17 protein-coding genes are annotated in these 17907 nt (G+C 39.0%); 13 read left to right on the forward strand and 4 right to left on the reverse strand.

The window, feature by feature from the left end; genetic code table 11:
- Positions 1-36 precede the first annotated feature (36 nt).
- The 11 genes from AAX18_RS06830 (at position 37) to AAX18_RS06880 (ending at position 8038) form a co-directional block, all read left to right on the forward strand.
- The gene (locus AAX18_RS06830) at positions 37-396 is read left to right on the forward strand and encodes a winged helix-turn-helix transcriptional regulator (RefSeq protein ID WP_032825546.1); all 360 of its coding nucleotides are present in this window, start codon (positions 37-39) and stop codon (positions 394-396) included.
- A gap of 56 nt (positions 397-452) precedes the next feature.
- On the forward strand, positions 453-1064 hold the full coding sequence (gene rsmG / locus AAX18_RS06835; RefSeq protein WP_046953382.1) for a 16S rRNA (guanine(527)-N(7))-methyltransferase RsmG: 612 nt from the start codon (positions 453-455) through the stop codon (positions 1062-1064).
- Positions 1065-1183: 119 nt separating this feature from the next.
- Entirely contained in the window at positions 1184-1558 is a 375-nt protein-coding gene (locus AAX18_RS06840) for an ATP synthase subunit I (RefSeq protein WP_046953383.1), read from the forward strand.
- A gap of 27 nt (positions 1559-1585) precedes the next feature.
- On the forward strand, positions 1586-2374 hold the full coding sequence (gene atpB, locus AAX18_RS06845; protein WP_005629251.1) for a F0F1 ATP synthase subunit A: 789 nt from the start codon (positions 1586-1588) through the stop codon (positions 2372-2374).
- 55 nt (positions 2375-2429) lie between these two features.
- On the forward strand, positions 2430-2684 hold the full coding sequence (gene atpE / locus AAX18_RS06850; protein WP_005629249.1) for a F0F1 ATP synthase subunit C: 255 nt from the start codon (positions 2430-2432) through the stop codon (positions 2682-2684).
- A 49-nt stretch (positions 2685-2733) separates the two neighbouring features.
- On the forward strand, positions 2734-3204 hold the full coding sequence (gene atpF / locus AAX18_RS06855) for a F0F1 ATP synthase subunit B (protein ID WP_005629246.1): 471 nt from the start codon (positions 2734-2736) through the stop codon (positions 3202-3204).
- Between the two features lie 12 nt (positions 3205-3216).
- The gene (atpH, locus tag AAX18_RS06860) at positions 3217-3750 is read left to right on the forward strand and encodes a F0F1 ATP synthase subunit delta (RefSeq protein WP_005629243.1); all 534 of its coding nucleotides are present in this window, start codon (positions 3217-3219) and stop codon (positions 3748-3750) included.
- 12 nt (positions 3751-3762) lie between these two features.
- Complete coding sequence (gene atpA, locus AAX18_RS06865; protein WP_005629241.1) at positions 3763-5304, forward strand: F0F1 ATP synthase subunit alpha; 1542 nt, start codon at positions 3763-3765, stop codon at positions 5302-5304.
- A gap of 15 nt (positions 5305-5319) precedes the next feature.
- Positions 5320-6189 carry a F0F1 ATP synthase subunit gamma gene (gene atpG, locus AAX18_RS06870; protein WP_005632226.1) on the forward strand — a complete coding sequence of 290 codons (870 nt, stop codon included), beginning with the start codon at positions 5320-5322 and terminating at the stop codon, positions 6187-6189.
- A gap of 16 nt (positions 6190-6205) precedes the next feature.
- Entirely contained in the window at positions 6206-7579 is a 1374-nt protein-coding gene (gene atpD, locus AAX18_RS06875) for a F0F1 ATP synthase subunit beta (RefSeq protein WP_005629235.1), read from the forward strand.
- 30 nt (positions 7580-7609) lie between these two features.
- The gene (locus AAX18_RS06880; RefSeq protein WP_005629232.1) at positions 7610-8038 is read left to right on the forward strand and encodes a F0F1 ATP synthase subunit epsilon; all 429 of its coding nucleotides are present in this window, start codon (positions 7610-7612) and stop codon (positions 8036-8038) included.
- A gap of 480 nt (positions 8039-8518) precedes the next feature.
- On the opposite strand, the gene xerC is transcribed toward AAX18_RS06880, so the two are convergent.
- Both xerC and AAX18_RS06890 read right to left on the reverse strand, forming a co-directional pair.
- Positions 8519-9406, reverse strand: coding sequence for a tyrosine recombinase XerC (xerC, locus tag AAX18_RS06885; RefSeq protein WP_005644230.1), 888 nt, complete (start codon positions 9404-9406; stop codon positions 8519-8521).
- Entirely contained in the window at positions 9406-9840 is a 435-nt protein-coding gene (locus tag AAX18_RS06890; RefSeq protein ID WP_005629228.1) for a GNAT family N-acetyltransferase, read from the reverse strand. Before AAX18_RS06890 ends, xerC begins: the two co-directional genes overlap by 1 nt.
- A gap of 165 nt (positions 9841-10005) precedes the next feature.
- Here AAX18_RS06890 and tpiA point away from each other — a divergent pair, with 165 nt between their 5' ends.
- Entirely contained in the window at positions 10006-10797 is a 792-nt protein-coding gene (gene tpiA / locus AAX18_RS06895) for a triose-phosphate isomerase (RefSeq protein WP_005629227.1), read from the forward strand.
- 150 nt (positions 10798-10947) lie between these two features.
- On the opposite strand, the gene AAX18_RS06900 is transcribed toward tpiA, so the two are convergent.
- Positions 10948-12600 (reverse strand): phospho-sugar mutase, encoded by a 1653-nt coding sequence (locus AAX18_RS06900; protein WP_046953384.1) that lies wholly within the window; start codon positions 12598-12600, stop codon positions 10948-10950.
- A 235-nt stretch (positions 12601-12835) separates the two neighbouring features.
- On the opposite strand from AAX18_RS06900, the gene dnaE reads away from it, so the two are divergent.
- On the forward strand, positions 12836-16315 hold the full coding sequence (gene dnaE / locus AAX18_RS06905) for a DNA polymerase III subunit alpha (protein ID WP_005629224.1): 3480 nt from the start codon (positions 12836-12838) through the stop codon (positions 16313-16315).
- Between the two features lie 38 nt (positions 16316-16353).
- Here dnaE and ilvA read toward each other — a convergent pair whose 3' ends face one another.
- Entirely contained in the window at positions 16354-17895 is a 1542-nt protein-coding gene (ilvA, locus tag AAX18_RS06910) for a threonine ammonia-lyase, biosynthetic (RefSeq protein WP_046953385.1), read from the reverse strand.
- Positions 17896-17907 lie beyond the last annotated feature (12 nt).

Below are 17907 nucleotides of genomic sequence, written 5' to 3' on the forward strand. Positions count from 1 at the left end.
ATAATTTTTAACCTGTTGATTTTTAATGAATTAAAAATGGAAAAAAATTTAAATCGTGGGAATGTTCTGGCTTCAGCTTGCCCTTCTCGCCAAATTTTGCAACATTTAACCAGTCGTTGGGGAGCATTGGTGTTGGTGAGTTTACATTCTGGTACCAAGCGTTTTAGTGAGCTTCGCCGTGCGATTGATGGTGTTAGCGAACGTATGTTGACAAAAACGCTACAAGAGTTAGAAGCAGATGGCATGTTAATTCGTAAATCCTATAATACTGTGCCACCACAAGTAGATTACACGTTAACAGAATTTGGGACAGAAGCATCTAATAAGATGTTTGAGTTGGTGGATTGGTTGGAAACAAATTTGACAGGAATTTTGGCTGCAACAAAAAAACATTAAGGAAATCTACCGCACTTTTAAGTAAAATAGCGCAATTTTCCAAAGAGATAATAAATATGAAAGCCAAATTAGTCAGTTTACTTGCGCAAGCAAATATAAAAATAAGTGATCAACAAATTCAGCAGTTGATTGATCTGGTCAATTTACTCAATAAATGGAATAAAGCTTATAATTTGACGTCAGTTCGTGATCCACAAGAAATGTTAGTTAAACATATTTTAGATAGTCTTGTTGTAAGTCCTTATTTACAGGGTGATCGTTTTATTGATGTCGGTACAGGCCCTGGCTTGCCTGGTTTACCTTTGGCAATTATTAATCCTTCCAAACAATTTGTCCTCCTTGATAGTTTAGGCAAGCGTATTAGTTTTATTCGAAATGCTATACGTGAGCTTAGACTAACTAATGCAACCCCTATTTTAAGTCGAGTAGAAGAATATCAACCTGAACAAAAATTCGACGGTGTATTAAGTCGTGCTTTTGCTTCGTTAAAAGATATGACAGATTGGTGTCATCATTTACCAAAAGAAAATGGATATTTTTATGCATTAAAAGGGATTTATCAGGAAGATGATATTAATGAATTGAATAAAAAACATACTATTCAAAAAGTGATTGAATTACATGTTCCAGAACTTGTAGGTGAACGACATTTAATCGTTTTGCGTTAAATAGTTACAATTTTGTAAAAATTTTTCTAAAAGTGTGATTTAGTTAACGTTTTTCAGTGCTTTTTAAGTTGAATCTAATTTGATCAAATGTATAATTAGAACGTTTTAAGGTTTTAAAAATGTCGAGAATTGTACAACAAGCGAAAGTTCAGTATCAAAAAGCTATTTTTATTGAAATAGTCATTATGCTGCTATTGGCTTGTTTTTTTGCTTTATGGCAAATGAAAAGTGCGCTTGATTTTTTATTCGGATTTCTTTCGGCATTAATTCCTTTCGGTGTTTTTGTGTATGTGGTTTTTTATAGAAAACAACATTTAGCCACAAAATTGACCGCACTTTATAAAGGAGAAGCAATAAAATTTGCTCTAACCATTGTTTTTATTAGTATTTCATTTAAATACTTTTCGGTTACAAATTTTATTATTTTTTTTAGTGGTTTTTTTATTGCATTAATGTTGAATAATTTAGTTCCATTTTTGCTTCGCCGAATTTGATTTTTATACTTGTACTAAGGGTTTATTATGTCTGGACAAACAACATCAGAATACATTAGCCACCATTTATCCTTTCTCAAAACAGGGGATGGATTTTGGAATGTTCATATAGATACGTTGTTCTTTTCTATTCTTGCTGCGGTTATTTTCCTATTTGTTTTTTCTCGAGTAGGGAAAAAAGCAACAACTGGCGTTCCAGGAAAAATGCAATGCTTAGTTGAAATTGTTGTGGAATGGGTTAATGGAATCGTGAAAGAAAATTTTCATGGTCCACGTAACGTAGTTGCGCCACTTGCATTAACCATTTTCTGTTGGGTATTCATCATGAATGCTATCGACTTAATTCCTGTTGATTTCTTACCTCAATTTGCAGGTTTGTTCGGTATTCATTATCTTCGTGCAGTGCCGACAGCAGATATTAGCGCAACTTTGGGTATGTCCATTTGTGTTTTCTTTTTAATTCTTTTCTACACAATAAAATCTAAAGGATTCAAAGGTTTAGTTAAAGAATATACGCTTCATCCATTCAACCATTGGGCGTTTATTCCTGTTAACTTTATTCTTGAAACCGTGACTTTATTGGCTAAACCAATTTCACTCGCATTTCGTTTGTTTGGTAACATGTATGCAGGGGAATTGATCTTTATTCTTATCGCTGTGATGTATTCCGCTAATATGGCCATTGCAGCATTAGGGATTCCGTTACATCTTGCTTGGGCTATTTTCCATATTTTGGTTATTACCTTGCAGGCTTTCATCTTTATGATGTTGACGGTTGTTTATTTAAGTATTGCTTATAACAAAGCAGATCATTAATCATTTTTTATTAACCGGCTCTAGGGCTAAAACTTAACTTCTATTGGAGAAAATTATGGAAACTGTAATTACAGCTACAATCATCGGTGCATCAATTCTTCTTGCATTTGCTGCATTAGGTACTGCAATTGGCTTTGCTATTCTAGGTGGTAAATTCTTAGAATCATCAGCTCGCCAACCAGAATTAGCATCTAGCTTACAAACTAAAATGTTTATCGTGGCTGGTCTTTTAGATGCGATTGCAATGATTGCTGTTGGTATTTCATTACTTTTCATTTTCGCAAACCCATTCATCGGTTTATTACACTAATCACCTTATTTGCTTATCAACGTAAAACAAGCATAGTAAGGAGGACGTTGTGAATTTAAATGCAACATTGATTGGTCAACTTATCGCATTCGCACTTTTCGTGTGGTTTTGCATGAAGTTTGTTTGGCCACCAATTATTAATGCGATTGAAACACGTCAAAGCCAAATTGCGAACGCTTTAGCGTCAGCTGAAGCAGCTAAAAAAGAGCAAGCAGATACGAAAAATCTTGTTGAACAAGAACTTTCAGCTGCAAAATTACAAGCTCAAGACATTTTAGATGCTGCGAATAAACGTCGCAATGAAGTATTAGACGAAGTGAAGGCAGAAGCCGAAGAACTAAAAGCAAAAATTATTGCTCAAGGTTATGCAGAAGTAGAAGCAGAACGTAAACGTGTTCAAGAAGAATTACGTCTTAAAGTGGCTTCATTGGCAGTGGCTGGTGCTGAGAAAATTGTGGGTCGTTCTATTGATGAAGCGGCAAACAATGACATTATTGATAAATTAGTTGCAGAGTTATAAGAGGCTTAGCTTATGTCAGAATTAACTACAATAGCTCGCCCTTATGCAAAAGCTGCATTCGACTTTGCCATTGAACAAAGTGCGGTCGAAAAATGGACTGAAATGTTAGGTTTTGCTGCAGCCGTAGCTGAAGATGAAACGGTAAAAGCTTACTTAGGTAGTTCTCTTTCTGCACAGAAATTAGCTGATACAGTAATTTCTATTTGTGGCGAACAATTGGATCAATATGGGCAAAATCTTATTCGGTTAATGGCTGAAAATAAGCGTTTGAGTGCTATTCCTGCGGTGTTTGAAGAATTTAAACATCACGTAGAGGAGCACCAAGCTATTGCAGAAGTTGAAGTAACATCTGCGCAACCATTGAATGCAACACAAATCGAAAAAATTGCAGCTGCAATGGAAAAAAGATTAGCTCGCAAAGTGAAATTAAATTGCAACGTGGATAGAGCACTTATTGCTGGTGTGATTATTCGTACTGAAGACTTTGTGATTGACGGAAGTAGCCGTGGGCAACTTACTCGTCTCGCAAACGAGTTGCAATTATAAGAGGAATACAAGATGCAACTAAATTCAACTGAAATTAGTGAATTGATTAAAAAACGCATCGCTCAATTCGACGTGGTCAGTGAAGCTCGTAATACAGGGACAATTGTTTCTGTAAGCGATGGTATTATTCGCATCCACGGTTTAAGCGATGTGATGCAAGGTGAAATGATCGCCTTACCAGGTAATCGTTATGCGATGGCACTTAACCTTGAACGCGATTCTGTTGGTGCTGTAGTTATGGGACCTTACGCAGATTTAGCAGAAGGTATGGAAGTTCAATGTACAGGTCGTATTCTTGAAGTACCAGTTGGTCGAGGTTTATTAGGTCGTGTAGTTAATACGCTTGGTCAACCAATCGATGGTAAAGGCGAAATTGAAAATGATGGTTTCTCACCAGTAGAAGTGATTGCGCCAGGTGTTATCGATCGTCGTTCTGTTGATCAACCTGTTCAAACAGGTTATAAAGCCGTTGACTCAATGGTGCCAATTGGCCGTGGTCAACGTGAGTTAATCATCGGTGACCGCCAAACGGGTAAAACTGCGTTAGCAATTGACGCTATTATTAACCAACGTAATTCTGGTATTAAATGTATCTATGTTGCGATTGGTCAAAAAGCTTCTACTATCGCAAACGTTGTGCGTAAATTAGAAGAACATGGTGCGCTTGCAAATACTATCGTGGTAGCCGCATCTGCATCTGAATCTGCAGCATTACAATATTTAGCGCCTTATGCTGGTTGTGCGATGGGTGAATATTTCCGTGATCGCGGTGAAGATGCGTTAATTGTTTATGATGATTTATCAAAACAAGCCGTAGCTTATCGTCAAATTTCATTATTATTACGCCGTCCACCAGGTCGTGAAGCCTATCCAGGTGATGTATTCTATTTACATTCTCGTTTACTAGAACGTGCTTCTCGTGTAAACGAAGATTACGTAGAAAAATTCACTAAAGGTGAAGTGAAAGGAAAAACTGGTTCTTTAACCGCACTTCCGATTATTGAAACCCAAGCTGGCGACGTATCTGCGTTTGTTCCAACCAACGTAATTTCTATTACCGATGGTCAGATCTTCTTAGAATCTAACTTGTTTAACTCAGGTATTCGTCCTGCGGTAAACCCAGGTATTTCGGTATCTCGTGTTGGTGGTTCAGCGCAAACTAAAGTTATTAAGAAATTAGCGGGTGGTATTCGTACCGCGCTAGCTCAATATCGTGAATTAGCAGCGTTTGCACAGTTTGCATCAGATCTTGATGATGCGACTCGTAAGCAACTTTCTCACGGTGAAAAAGTAACTGAATTATTAAAACAAAAACAATTTGCTCCATTATCTGTTGCAGAACAAGCGGTTGTATTGTTTGCTGTTGAATTTGGTTATTTGGATGACGTGGAATTATCAAAAATTGCAAGTTTTGAGACCGCACTTTTAGATTATTCTAACCGTAATCACGCTGAGTTTATGCAAGAGCTTACTAAAACCGGTAACTATAATGACGAAATCAAAGATACATTAAAAGGTATTTTAGATAGTTTTAAAGCGAATAGTGCTTGGTAGTAACGGAGAGATAAGATGGCAGGTGCAAAAGAGATAAAAACCAAAATTGCCAGTGTACAAAGTACACAAAAAATTACTAAGGCAATGGAAATGGTGGCAACCTCGAAAATGCGTAAAACGCAGGATCGTATGGCTGCATCTCGTCCGTATTCTGAAACTATCCGTAACGTTATTAGTCATGTGTCTAAAGCAAGTGTCGGTTATAAACATCCGTTCTTAGTTGAGCGTGAAGTGAAGAAAATCGGTATCTTGGTTATTTCAACAGATCGTGGTATGTGTGGTGGTTTAAATGTTAATTTATTCAAAACCACACTTAACCAAATCAAAAATTGGAAAGAACAAAATATTTCTACAGATTTGGGCTTAATAGGTTCAAAAGGGATTAGTTTTTTCCGTTCCTTTGGATTTAATATCAAAGGTCAACTTTCTGGTTTAGGCGATACGCCCGCTCTAGAAGAATTAATTGGTGTCGCAAATACAATGTTTGATGCTTATCGTAATGGTGAAATTGATGCAGTTTATATTGCATACAATAAATTTGTTAATACGATGTCGCAAAAACCTGTTGTACAACAATTAGTTCCTTTACCAGAATCTAAAGACGATCATTTAAATGAAAGACAACAGACTTGGGATTATCTTTATGAACCAGAACCAAAAGTACTATTAGATAGTCTTTTAGTTCGTTATTTAGAATCTCAAATTTATCAAGCGGTTGTAGATAATTTAGCTTCAGAACAAGCGGCTCGAATGGTAGCAATGAAAGCAGCAACTGATAATGCAGGTAATTTAATTAATGATCTGCGGTTGGTGTATAACAAAGCTCGTCAAGCAAGTATCACAAATGAATTGAATGAAATCGTAGCCGGTGCGGCAGCGATTTAAGAAAAGAGGAACGGTAATGTCAGCAGGAAAAATTGTACAAATCATCGGTGCGGTGATTGACGTTGAATTTCCACAAGATGCAGTGCCAAAAGTTTACGATGCATTAAAAGTTGAATCAGGTTTAACACTTGAGGTGCAACAACAATTAGGTGGCGGTGTGGTACGTTGTATCGCATTAGGTGCTTCTGACGGTTTAAAACGTGGTTTAAAAGTAGAAAATACGAATGATCCGATTCAAGTACCGGTAGGCACAAAAACCCTTGGTCGTATTATGAATGTATTGGGTGAACCAATTGACGAACAAGGTCCAATCGGTGAAGAAGAGCGTTGGGCTATCCACCGTTCTGCACCAAGCTATGAAGAACAATCAAACAGTACGGAATTATTAGAAACTGGTATCAAAGTTATTGACTTAATTTGTCCATTTGCTAAAGGTGGTAAAGTTGGTCTATTCGGTGGTGCGGGTGTAGGTAAAACCGTAAACATGATGGAATTAATTCGTAACATCGCGATCGAACACTCAGGTTACTCTGTATTTGCGGGTGTAGGTGAACGTACTCGTGAAGGTAACGACTTCTATCATGAAATGAAAGATTCTAACGTATTAGATAAAGTATCTTTGGTTTATGGTCAGATGAATGAGCCACCAGGTAACCGTTTACGTGTTGCGTTAACTGGTTTAACCATGGCAGAAAAATTCCGTGATGAAGGTCGTGATGTATTATTCTTCGTGGATAATATCTATCGTTATACCCTTGCTGGTACTGAAGTATCTGCGTTATTAGGTCGTATGCCATCAGCGGTAGGTTATCAACCAACCTTAGCTGAAGAAATGGGTGTGTTACAAGAACGTATTACATCAACCAAAACAGGTTCTATTACCTCTGTACAAGCGGTATATGTACCTGCGGATGACTTAACTGACCCATCTCCAGCAACAACTTTCGCACACTTAGACTCAACCGTTGTATTAAGTCGTCAAATTGCATCTTTAGGTATCTACCCTGCGGTTGACCCATTAGATTCAACTTCACGTCAGTTAGACCCACTTGTTGTTGGTCAAGAACATTATGATATTGCTCGTGGTGTACAAGGTATTTTACAACGTTATAAAGAATTGAAAGATATTATCGCAATTCTTGGTATGGACGAATTATCTGAAGAAGATAAATTAGTGGTAGCACGTGCGCGTAAAATTGAACGTTTCTTATCACAACCGTTTTTCGTTGCTGAAGTATTTAACGGTACTCCGGGTAAATATGTTCCATTAAAAGAAACCATTCGCGGCTTTAAAGGTATTTTAAGCGGTGATTACGACCATATCCCAGAACAAGCGTTCTATATGGTAGGTTCAATCGACGAAGCGCTAGAAAAAGCCAAAAATATGTAATCACTTCAAGTCATTTGAAGGAGAACAAAAATGGCGACATTTAATTTAACAATAGTAAGCGCAGAGCGAAAAATCTTTGAAGGTGAAGTAAAACAAATCCAAGCAACAGGTGTTGAGGGGGAATTAGGTATTCTCCCTGGACACACTCCATTGCTAACGGCAATTAAGCCAGGGATTGTTAAATTTACTCTTCAAGATGGAAATGAAGAAGTTATCTATGTTTCCGGTGGTTTTTTAGAGGTTCAACCAAATATTGTTACGGTGCTAGCAGATGTTGCTATCCGTGGTAGTGAATTAGATGCAGATCGTATTCGCGAAGCAAAACGTAAAGCTGAAGAGAACATTGTATCTCATGCATCAGATGTAGATCATGATTTACTGGTTGCGAAACTTTCTAAAGAGTTAGCAAAACTTCGAGCTTATGAGTTGACTGAAAAACTCTTGAAAACAAGACGATAATAAAAAAAGTATGATGAAAAATGATCTGCACCCCAAAAGTTGGATTGAACAAACTAACAATTGAGGTGCAGATTTTTTTATGGGTAAATACTACACAATCGAATTTAAATGATAGGTTCTCCAATCTATTCTGATTAAATAAAGCCTATGAAGTCATTTTACATTCAGGCCAAAGCTTGGCTGTATCAAATAGTGGCTTATTGTCAAATATTGGTTGAAAATAGCATTATTCAAAGTATGTAGAGAAAAGGGAATTGCTCGGGCAATGTTGTGATGGAAAGTTTCTTTAGGCTATTAAAAACAGAATATTTTTATGATTGGGAATTTAATAGTAGAGAGATGATAGTTGATGCAGTTAGGGATTGTTGAGATTAGTATAATTACCGACAGATTCAACTAAAATTAAAAGGACTGAGTTCGATAAAATATCGTCATCCGTCCTTGAGTAAATAGTGTAGGCTTTTAATTTTTACCGTATTTTTATTTTTTACGTTTTGCTCTTGGATGAGCTTGATCGTACACTTCCGCCAGATGTTGAAAATTTAAGTGAGTATAAATTTGAGTGGTGGAAAGATTGCTATGCCCAAGCAATTCTTGAACGGCGCGTAAATCAGAACTGGCTTCCAACATATGCGTCGCAAAAGAATGACGTAATTTGTGCGGATTAAGATGGCTATTTAAGCCTTGACGAATGCCCCAAGTTTCCAAACGTTTTTGAATCGCTCGATGAGAAATACGATTTCCAAGCTGGCTAACAAATAATGCCTCATCTTTTGGGTTAAATAATGCCCGCACTTTTAACCATTCTTGAATTGCATGCGAAGCGTAACGCCCAAACGGCACCACACGCTCTTTGTTGCCTTTCCCAATAACACGCACTTCCCGCACTCGGGTATTAATGCTGTTTAAATCTAAGCCTTGTAATTCAGATAAACGTAAACCTGAACTGTACATTAATTCCAAAATAGCACGATCACGAATATCAATTGGCTCTTTGCTATCGTTGGCAAGCAACTGTTGAACTTGCTCTCCATCCATATTTTTCGGTAAATGCTTGCCTTGTTTCGGTGCGGAAATGCCTGTGGCGGGATTCACTTTCAATTCGCCTTGTTGCACCAAAAAACTGAGAAATCTGCGCAATGCGGATAAACGCAAAGCCAAGCTTTTTTCTTTTAAGCCTTGTTTTTTGCTTTCTGCCAAAATAAAGCGCACCACGCTGGGTGTTACTTGTGCCCAAGCATGAATGTCTTGTTGCGCTAAAATTTTGATGATGGCATCAAGTTGATGTTGATAATTAGTGAGCGTGTGAGGGCTCATTTGGCGTTCAATCCGCAAATAATCCCAATAACGATTTAACGCGGTTAGCATTACAAACTCAATTCAAATAAACGTTCTTTCGGGTTCAATTTAAACCCTTCCGATTCCAACATTGAATATTGATTTTGCGCTAATTCTGCCACTAAACGATTGGATTGCGTGAAATGCACAAAGTCTTTTGCTTTAGAAATCAGCGCCGCATAAATTTCCGTTTGTTGAGCATGTTCCAACACAAAAATATCGGTGATTTGCCAATAGCGTTGTAATTGTAAAGAAGAAAGGCGAGGGAAAAGCTGCACAAAGCCAATAGCCTTTTCATTTTCATCCACCGCAATAAAAAACAGACTTTCATTAAAACGCATACGATTAGTTAAAAAAGCCAAGGTGCGTTCTGGATTCTCTGCTTGTCCATAGGCTTGGCGATAGGCTTCAAAAAGAGGAAGAAGCACGTCAATATTCCATTGTTCGGCTTTGAAAAGTTTCATAATTGGTTATTTTTTATTGGTTCCATACAGGTAATTGTAGCTTTTTAGCACAAGATAATCATCTTTCTATGAGAATTTTTTTAATTTTATGATCTTCTGCAAAGAATCGTGGTGAAATTTTGGTATAGTAAGCAAGTTAATTTTATCAACTATGGAGAAACAAAAATGGCACGTCGTCCTTTAGTGATGGGTAACTGGAAATTAAACGGTTCCAAAGCGTTCACCAAAGAATTAATCGAAGGATTAAAAGCAGAATTACATGATGTAACAGGTTGTGATGTGGCAATTGCCCCACCAGTGATGTATTTAGGTACGGCTGAAGCAGCACTTTCTGGTTGTGGTTGCAGCTGCGGCGGTAAAAGTGTGATTCAGTTAGGTGCACAAAACGTAGATATCAATGTGAAAGGTGCATTTACTGGTGATATTTCTAGTGAAATGTTAAAAGATTTTGGCGCAAAATACATCATTATCGGCCACTCTGAGCGTCGTACTTACCACAAAGAAAGCGACGAATTTGTAGCGAAGAAATTTGGTGCATTAAAAGAAGCTGGTTTAGTACCAGTATTATGTATTGGTGAAACTGAAGCTGAAAACGAAGCAGGTAAAACAGAAGAAGTATGTGCACGTCAAATTGATGCCGTCATCAACGCATTAGGCGTAGAAGCATTTAATGGTGCAGTGATCGCATACGAACCAATTTGGGCAATCGGCACTGGTAAATCAGCGACTCCAGCACAGGCACAAGCTGTTCATGCATTTATCCGTGGCCACATCGCAGCAAAATCACAAGCTGTAGCAGATCAAATGATCATTCAATACGGTGGTTCGGTAAATGATGCTAATGCAGCAGAATTATTCACTCAACCAGATATCGATGGTGCATTAGTGGGCGGTGCTTCACTTAAAGCGCCTGCGTTTGCAGTCATCGTGAAAGCAGCGGCAGCAGCGAAAAACTAATTTTTATTTAATTAGAATAATATGTATTTAAGTCGCTTTACATGTGACTTAGGTCGTCATTAGTTTTTGTAATTATCTAAGTATCATATTATATTTACCCCTAACTACAAACCGCACGTTTTACGTGCGGTTTGTTATTTTTAGAAGCAATTAGCAAGCTTGTTTGCCATAAGCATCTTGGCGAAGAATGTGACGAACACCTTCATCAAATTCTGCTAATACGCGATCTGCATCTTTCGGATCTTTACCGCGCGCATCCAAGTAGAATTTAATTTTTGGTTCAGTACCTGAAGGACGAGCAATTAAGCGTCCGCCATTTTCCAAGTTAAATACAAGGATATCGCTTTGACGATCTGTTTTAGTATGATCGATAAATTGCGCTACTTTCACGCCTGCGATTTCTGCTGGTGGATTGTTACGAAGTGCGGTCATTAATTTTCCGATTTCTGAAAGATCGCTGACTCGAATAGAGATTTGTCCACTCACATAAGCACCAAATTCTTTGGTAAATTCATCAGCATAATCTGCTAAAGTTTTGCCTTGTTTTTTCAAGTTACGCACAAGATCTAAGAACACGATTGCCGCAGAAATACCGTCTTTATCGCGTACTTTGTCGGGGTCAACTAAATAGCCCAATGCTTCTTCAAAACCAAACAATAAGCCAGATACTTTACCGATGTATTTGAAACCAGTTAAGGTTTCTTCTGATTGGAAACCGTATTTTTTTGCAATTTCAGCGAGTGCGGGAGAAGAAACAAGCGAGCAAGCCAATGTGCCTTGTTTGCCTTGATATTGTTTTGCCAAGTACCAACCTAAGAAACAGCCTACTACGTTGCCGTGTAGTGATTTCCAGTTACCTTGTGCATCAGGCACTGCAACAGCTAAACGGTCTGCATCTGGGTCATTAGCAATGATAAATTCAGCATTCTTTTCTTTTGCTACTTTAATTGCTAAATCTAACGCGCCTTTTTCTTCTGGATTTGGGAAATTCACAGTTGGGAATGTGCCATCTGGCCAAACTTGATCTGCGACTACGTGAGGTTGTGGTAAGCCTGCTTTTGCTAGCGTTTTACTTAACACTTCATAGCCAACACCGTGCATAGCGGTATAAACATAGTTAATGTCGCAAGCTGGCTCTTTAGCTAATGATGCAGTTTTTGCAATGTATGCATCTACCACTTCATCATTTAACACTACATAATTATCGCTACGTGGTAAATCTTGGATATTGCCAGCCGCAACTTTATCAATTAATGCTGCGATGTCTTTATCTGCCGGTGAAACGATTTGACCGCCACCATTTGCTTTGCCCAAATATACTTTATAGCCGTTATCTTCCGGTGGATTATGGCTTGCTGTCACCATTACACCCGCAGTGGTATCAAAATATTGGATAGCATAAGCTAAAACTGGAGTCGGTAATTTGCGTGGTAATAAATAAGCTTTTACGCCTGCACCAGCCATAATTTCAGCTGTGTCACGGGCAAATACATCAGAGTTTTTACGGCCATCGTAACCAATTACGATTGATGGTTCTTTATCGTAACCTTTTAAATATTCCGCTAAACCGCCAGCAGCTTGAGAAACTAAAACTCGGTTCATCCCCATTGAGCCAGCTTGTAAACGGCCACGTAAACCTGCCGTACCAAATTGTAAACGACCATCAAAACGCGCATGTAATTCTGCTTCTGCCGCTTTATCTCCGCCTTTTGCCGCATCTAAAAGTGCGGTTAATTCTGCACGAGTTTCTGCGTCAGGATCTTGGTTTAACCAATTTTGCGCTACATGAAAAAGAGTTGTCATAGGATCATCCTTATTCTCTTGAAATAAATAAATCGCTGCTAGACTAGCCGAAATCACCCAAAATGGGAACGGATAATTATCAAAATTTTGATCTAATTAACATTTTTTATTCACGCAATCGGTTATCTGAGCTAATTAGGAAAGCCGTTTGTTGCATAGGCATTTATTTGAAAAATTCGCTATAATACCGCCTCAATATTTACGGCAAAATTTAACCGCACTTTAAGGATTTTCAATGTCATCCCAGCCTCGTTTCGTCCATCTTCGCACGCACACAGATTTTTCGATGATTGACAGTATTGTCAAAGTGAAGCCTCTTGTGAAAGCTTGTGCTGCCAATGAAATGGTCGCAATGGGATTAACGGATTTTGCTAATTTTTGTGGTGTGGTGCGTTTTTATGGCGAAATGCTTTCTTCGGGTATGAAGCCTATTATTGGCGCTGATGTTAAAGTGAAAAATGCACTATGCGGTAATGAAATGTTTGATTTGACGCTTTTGGCAAAGAACAACGAAGGCTATAAAAACATTACATTATTGCTCTCAAAAGCCTATCAGCGCGGTTATGATGACTATCCTTATATCGATCAAAATTGGTTAATTGAACACCGAGAAGGGCTGATTATTTTATCTGGTGGCACGCAAGGCGATGTGGGTAAAAAATTGTTGAAAGAAAACGCTGCAGAAATTGAAAGTGCGGTTGCTTTTTACCAAGAATTTTTTGCTGATCATTTTTATCTTGCACTTACGCGCACTGGCAGACCTGATGAAGAACGTTATATCCAAGCAGCATTAAAATTAGCTAAAAGTCATGGATTGCCTTTGGTGGCGACGAACGATGTAATGTTTTTGAAATCTGATGATTTTGAAGCTCATGAAATTCGTGTTGCGATTCGTGATGGCTATACATTAGATGATCCTAAACGTCCAAAACGTTATACCCCACAACAATATTTCCGCAGCGAAGAGGAAATGTGCAAGTTATTCGCTGACATTCCTTCCGCTCTCGAAAATACCTTATTAATTGCGCAGCGTTGTAGTGTGACTTTGCGCCTTGGTCAATATTTCTTGCCTCAATTCCCGACTGGCGATTTAAGTACAGAAGATTTCTTGGTGCAAAAAGCTAAAGAAGGTTTGGAAGAGCGTCTAGCTTTTTTATTCCCTGATGAAAAAGTGCGGTTAGAAAAAAGATCAAAATATGATGAGCGCTTGCAAGTTGAGTTGGATGTGATTAACCAAATGGGATTCCCTGGTTATTTCTTGATCGTAATGGAATTTATTCAGTGGTCGAAAGATAACGATATTCCTGTTGGGCCGGGTCGTGGTTCTGGTGCGGGTTCATTAGTGGCTTACGCATTAAAAATCACTGATTTAGATCCGCTAGAGTTTGATTTGCTTTTTGAACGTTTTTTAAATCCAGAACGCGTGTCTATGCCCGATTTCGACGTGGATTTCTGTATGGATGGTCGAGACCGAGTAATTGAGCATGTTGCTGAAACCTATGGCCGCGGCGCGGTATCTCAAATTATCACCTTTGGTACGATGGCAGCGAAAGCTGTTATTCGTGATGTGGGGCGCGTATTAGGGCATCCGTATGGTTTCGTTGATCGTATTTCGAAATTAATTCCGCCAGATCCTGGTATGACGCTTGCGAAAGCATTTGAAGCCGAGCCACAATTACAGGTAGCCTACGACAGCGATGAAGAAGTGCAAGCGTTGATTGATATGGCGCGTAAGCTGGAAGGTGTGACGCGTAATGCAGGTAAACATGCTGGTGGCGTGGTCATTTCACCAACCTTAATTACTGATTTTGCACCACTCTATTGTGATAATGAAGGCTTACATCCTGTTACTCACTTTGATAAAAATGATGTGGAATATGCGGGGCTTGTGAAATTCGACTTTCTGGGCTTGCGTACTCTCACCATCATTAAATGGGCATTGGATATGATTAATGCTCGTATGGTGCGTGAGGGCAAGCCTCGAGTAGATATTGCATCTATTCCACTTGATGATCCTGAATCTTTTGAATTACTTAAACGTTCCGAAACTACAGCCGTGTTCCAGTTGGAATCGCGAGGAATGAAGGATTTGATTAAGCGCCTGCAACCTGACTGTTTTGAAGATATCATCGCGTTGGTGGCATTGTTCCGTCCTGGTCCGTTGCAATCAGGCATGGTGGATAACTTTATCGACCGTAAACATGGACGAGAAGAAGTATCTTATCCTGATGCGGAATATCAACATGAAAGCTTGAAACCTATTCTTGAGCCGACCTACGGTATTATTTTGTACCAAGAACAAGTGATGCAAATTGCGCAGGTGTTGGCTGGCTATACGCTGGGTGGGGCTGACTTATTGCGTCGAGCAATGGGTAAAAAGAAACCAGAAGAAATGGCAAAACAGCGCTCAGTGTTTAAAGAAGGGGCGGAGAAAAACGGTGTTGATGGCGAGCTATCTATGAAGATTTTCGACTTGGTAGAAAAATTTGCTGGCTATGGTTTTAATAAATCTCACTCCGCTGCTTATGCCTTGGTATCTTACCAAACCCTTTGGTTAAAAACTCATTTCCCTGCGGAATTTATGGCAGCGGTAATGACATCTGAAATGGATAATACGGATAAAATCGTAGGTTTATACGATGAATGTCTGCGTATGGGCTTAAAAGTAACGCCACCAGATATTAATATCGGCAAACACCATTTTAGCGTTAATGAACAAGGTGAAATTGTATATGGGATTGGCGCGATTAAAGGTGTGGGGGAAGGCCCGATTGACGCACTTGTGACGGCAAGAAATGAAGGGGGAATTTTCAAAGATTTATTCGATTTATGCGCTCGTGTAGATTTGAAAAAAATTAACCGCCGCACCTTTGAAAGCCTAATTATGTCAGGTGCCTTTGATAAATTAGGCCCACATCGCGCCGCACTTTCTAAGAATTTGGAAGACGCGCTTAGAGCTTCCGATCAGCATGCGAAAGATGAAGCAATGGGGCAAACGGATATGTTCGGCGTGCTGACAGAAACCCATGAAGAAGTGGAAAATGCTTACGCTAATACACCACCTTATACCGAAAAACAAATCCTTGATGGTGAACGAGAAACCTTGGGGCTTTATTTAAGTAGCCATCCTGTTAGCCGTTATTTGAAAGAACTTTCTCATTACACTTCAACTCGCTTAAAAGATCTTGCACCAAATCGTCGTGGACAAATTAGCACTGTGGCGGGGCTAGTTGTGGCATCGAGAATTGCGATGACGAAAAAAGGCAATCGGCTAGGTATTGCTACATTGGATGACCGTTCAGGTCGCTTAGATTTAACATTATTTGGTGAAAGCCTAGAACAATTTGGTGAGAAATTACAAAAAGATACAGTGATTGTTGCTTCTGGACAGGTTAGCTTTGATGATTTCTCTGGTGGCTTAAAAATGACGGTGCGCGAGTTAATGACCTTAGATGAAGCTCGTTCCCGTTATGTCAAATCCTTAGCTATTAGTCTTTCTGAGCATCAAATTACACCAAGTTTTATTAAACTACTTAAAGCATTACTTGAGCCGGTGAGTGGTGGAACGTTGCCGATTAATGTGTATTATCAAAGTCCGAAAGGTCGTGCGTTGTTACGTTTGGGCGTGCAATGGTCGATCATTCCAACAGATGAAATTCTGACGGAATTGGTGAATTTACTTGGCGAAAGTGCGGTGGAATTAGAGTTTGAATAATACAAAGGCGCGAAAAATATCACGCCATTTTTATAAGATTAACGTAAGAAATAACGATAAGATTTGCTTTCTGTTACATCTTCAAAAACATAATTGAGTTGGGCAAGTGCCAGTTCAAATTCTGCTTGTTCGCGTTCTTCAATTTGGAAACCAGCAAGGATATTTCCATAGTCCGCGCCGTGGGCACGATAGTGGAATAATGAAATATTCCAACGATTTTGCAAGGTTTCTAGAAATTTCAATAACGCACCTTTTTGCTCTGGGAATTCGAACGTATATAAGCGTTCGTTATCATTTGATGCGCGACCACCCATTAAATAGCGAACATGCGTTTTCGCAATATCATCATCAGACATATCCTCAACATCAAAACCATTTTTAGTGAGGTCTGCAATAATATCTGCTTTTTCTTGCTCATTTATCGTTCTTACCCCAACAAACACGCAAGCACGTTTATCATCTGCATAACGGTAACTGAATTCGGTTACAGCTCTGTTACCTAATACATAAGCAAATTTTAAGAAACTACCGGGTTGTTCATGCATGGTTACTGCTAATAAAGCTTCTCGGTTTTCACCAATTTCACAACGTTCAGATACATAACGTAATGTGTGGAAATTTAAGTTCGCGCCAGACAAAATTGCCGCCATATTTTTGCCTTCAATATGGTTTTGTTTGGCATATTTTTTCAAACCAGCTAAACCTAATGCACCTGATGGTTCTGCAACAGCACGAACGTTTTCAAACAAATCTTTCATTGCTGCGCATACTTCGTCACTATCGACCAATACCATATCATCAAGATATTGTTGGCATAGGCGGAATGTTTCGTCACCAATGCGTTTTACGGCAACACCATCCGCAAATAATCCAACATGGATTAAATCTGTTGGTTCACCTTTATCGAGAGCGGCTTTTAAGCATGCAGAATCCTTTGATTCTACACCGATGATTTTAATTTCCGGCATAAATTGCTTAAGCAACATTGCCACACCCGCAGCTAAGCCACCACCACCGACTTGTACAAACACATAATCCAAATCTGCCACTTGTTGTAGCATTTCCATCGCTAACGTGCCTTGTCCTGCGATCACTAATGGATGATCGAATGGAGGAATAAATGTCATATTTTTTTCTTTTGAAAGCTCAATAGCTTTTGCTTTGGCTTCATCGAAATTAGCACCATGCAACAACACCTCGCCACCAAAACCACGCACAGCATCCACTTTAATGCTTGGCGTGTTTTGTGGCATGACGATCAATGCTTTTAAGCCTAATTGTTTCGCTGATAATGCCACGCCTTGTGCATGGTTACCCGCAGAGGCCGCTATTACGCCTGCTGCTTTTTGTTCTGCTGAAAGGCTAGAAATCATTGCGTAAGCGCCGCGTAGTTTAAAGCTATTTACTGGTTGGCGATCTTCGCGCTTGATCCAGATATTATTGTGCAGTCGTTCAGAAAGTTTTCCCATTTTTTGTAAAGGGGTCACTTGAGCAGCTTCATATACGCGCGAACCAAGTTTAACAATGGCATTGATATAATCTGATTGAGAAGGTTGAGGATTGGTGAGTAGGTTTTTCATAGTGTTTGTTTT

Origin of the sequence: Haemophilus haemolyticus, assembly GCF_001008205.1 — a bacterium.
GTDB lineage: Bacteria > Pseudomonadota > Gammaproteobacteria > Enterobacterales > Pasteurellaceae > Haemophilus > Haemophilus haemolyticus_Q.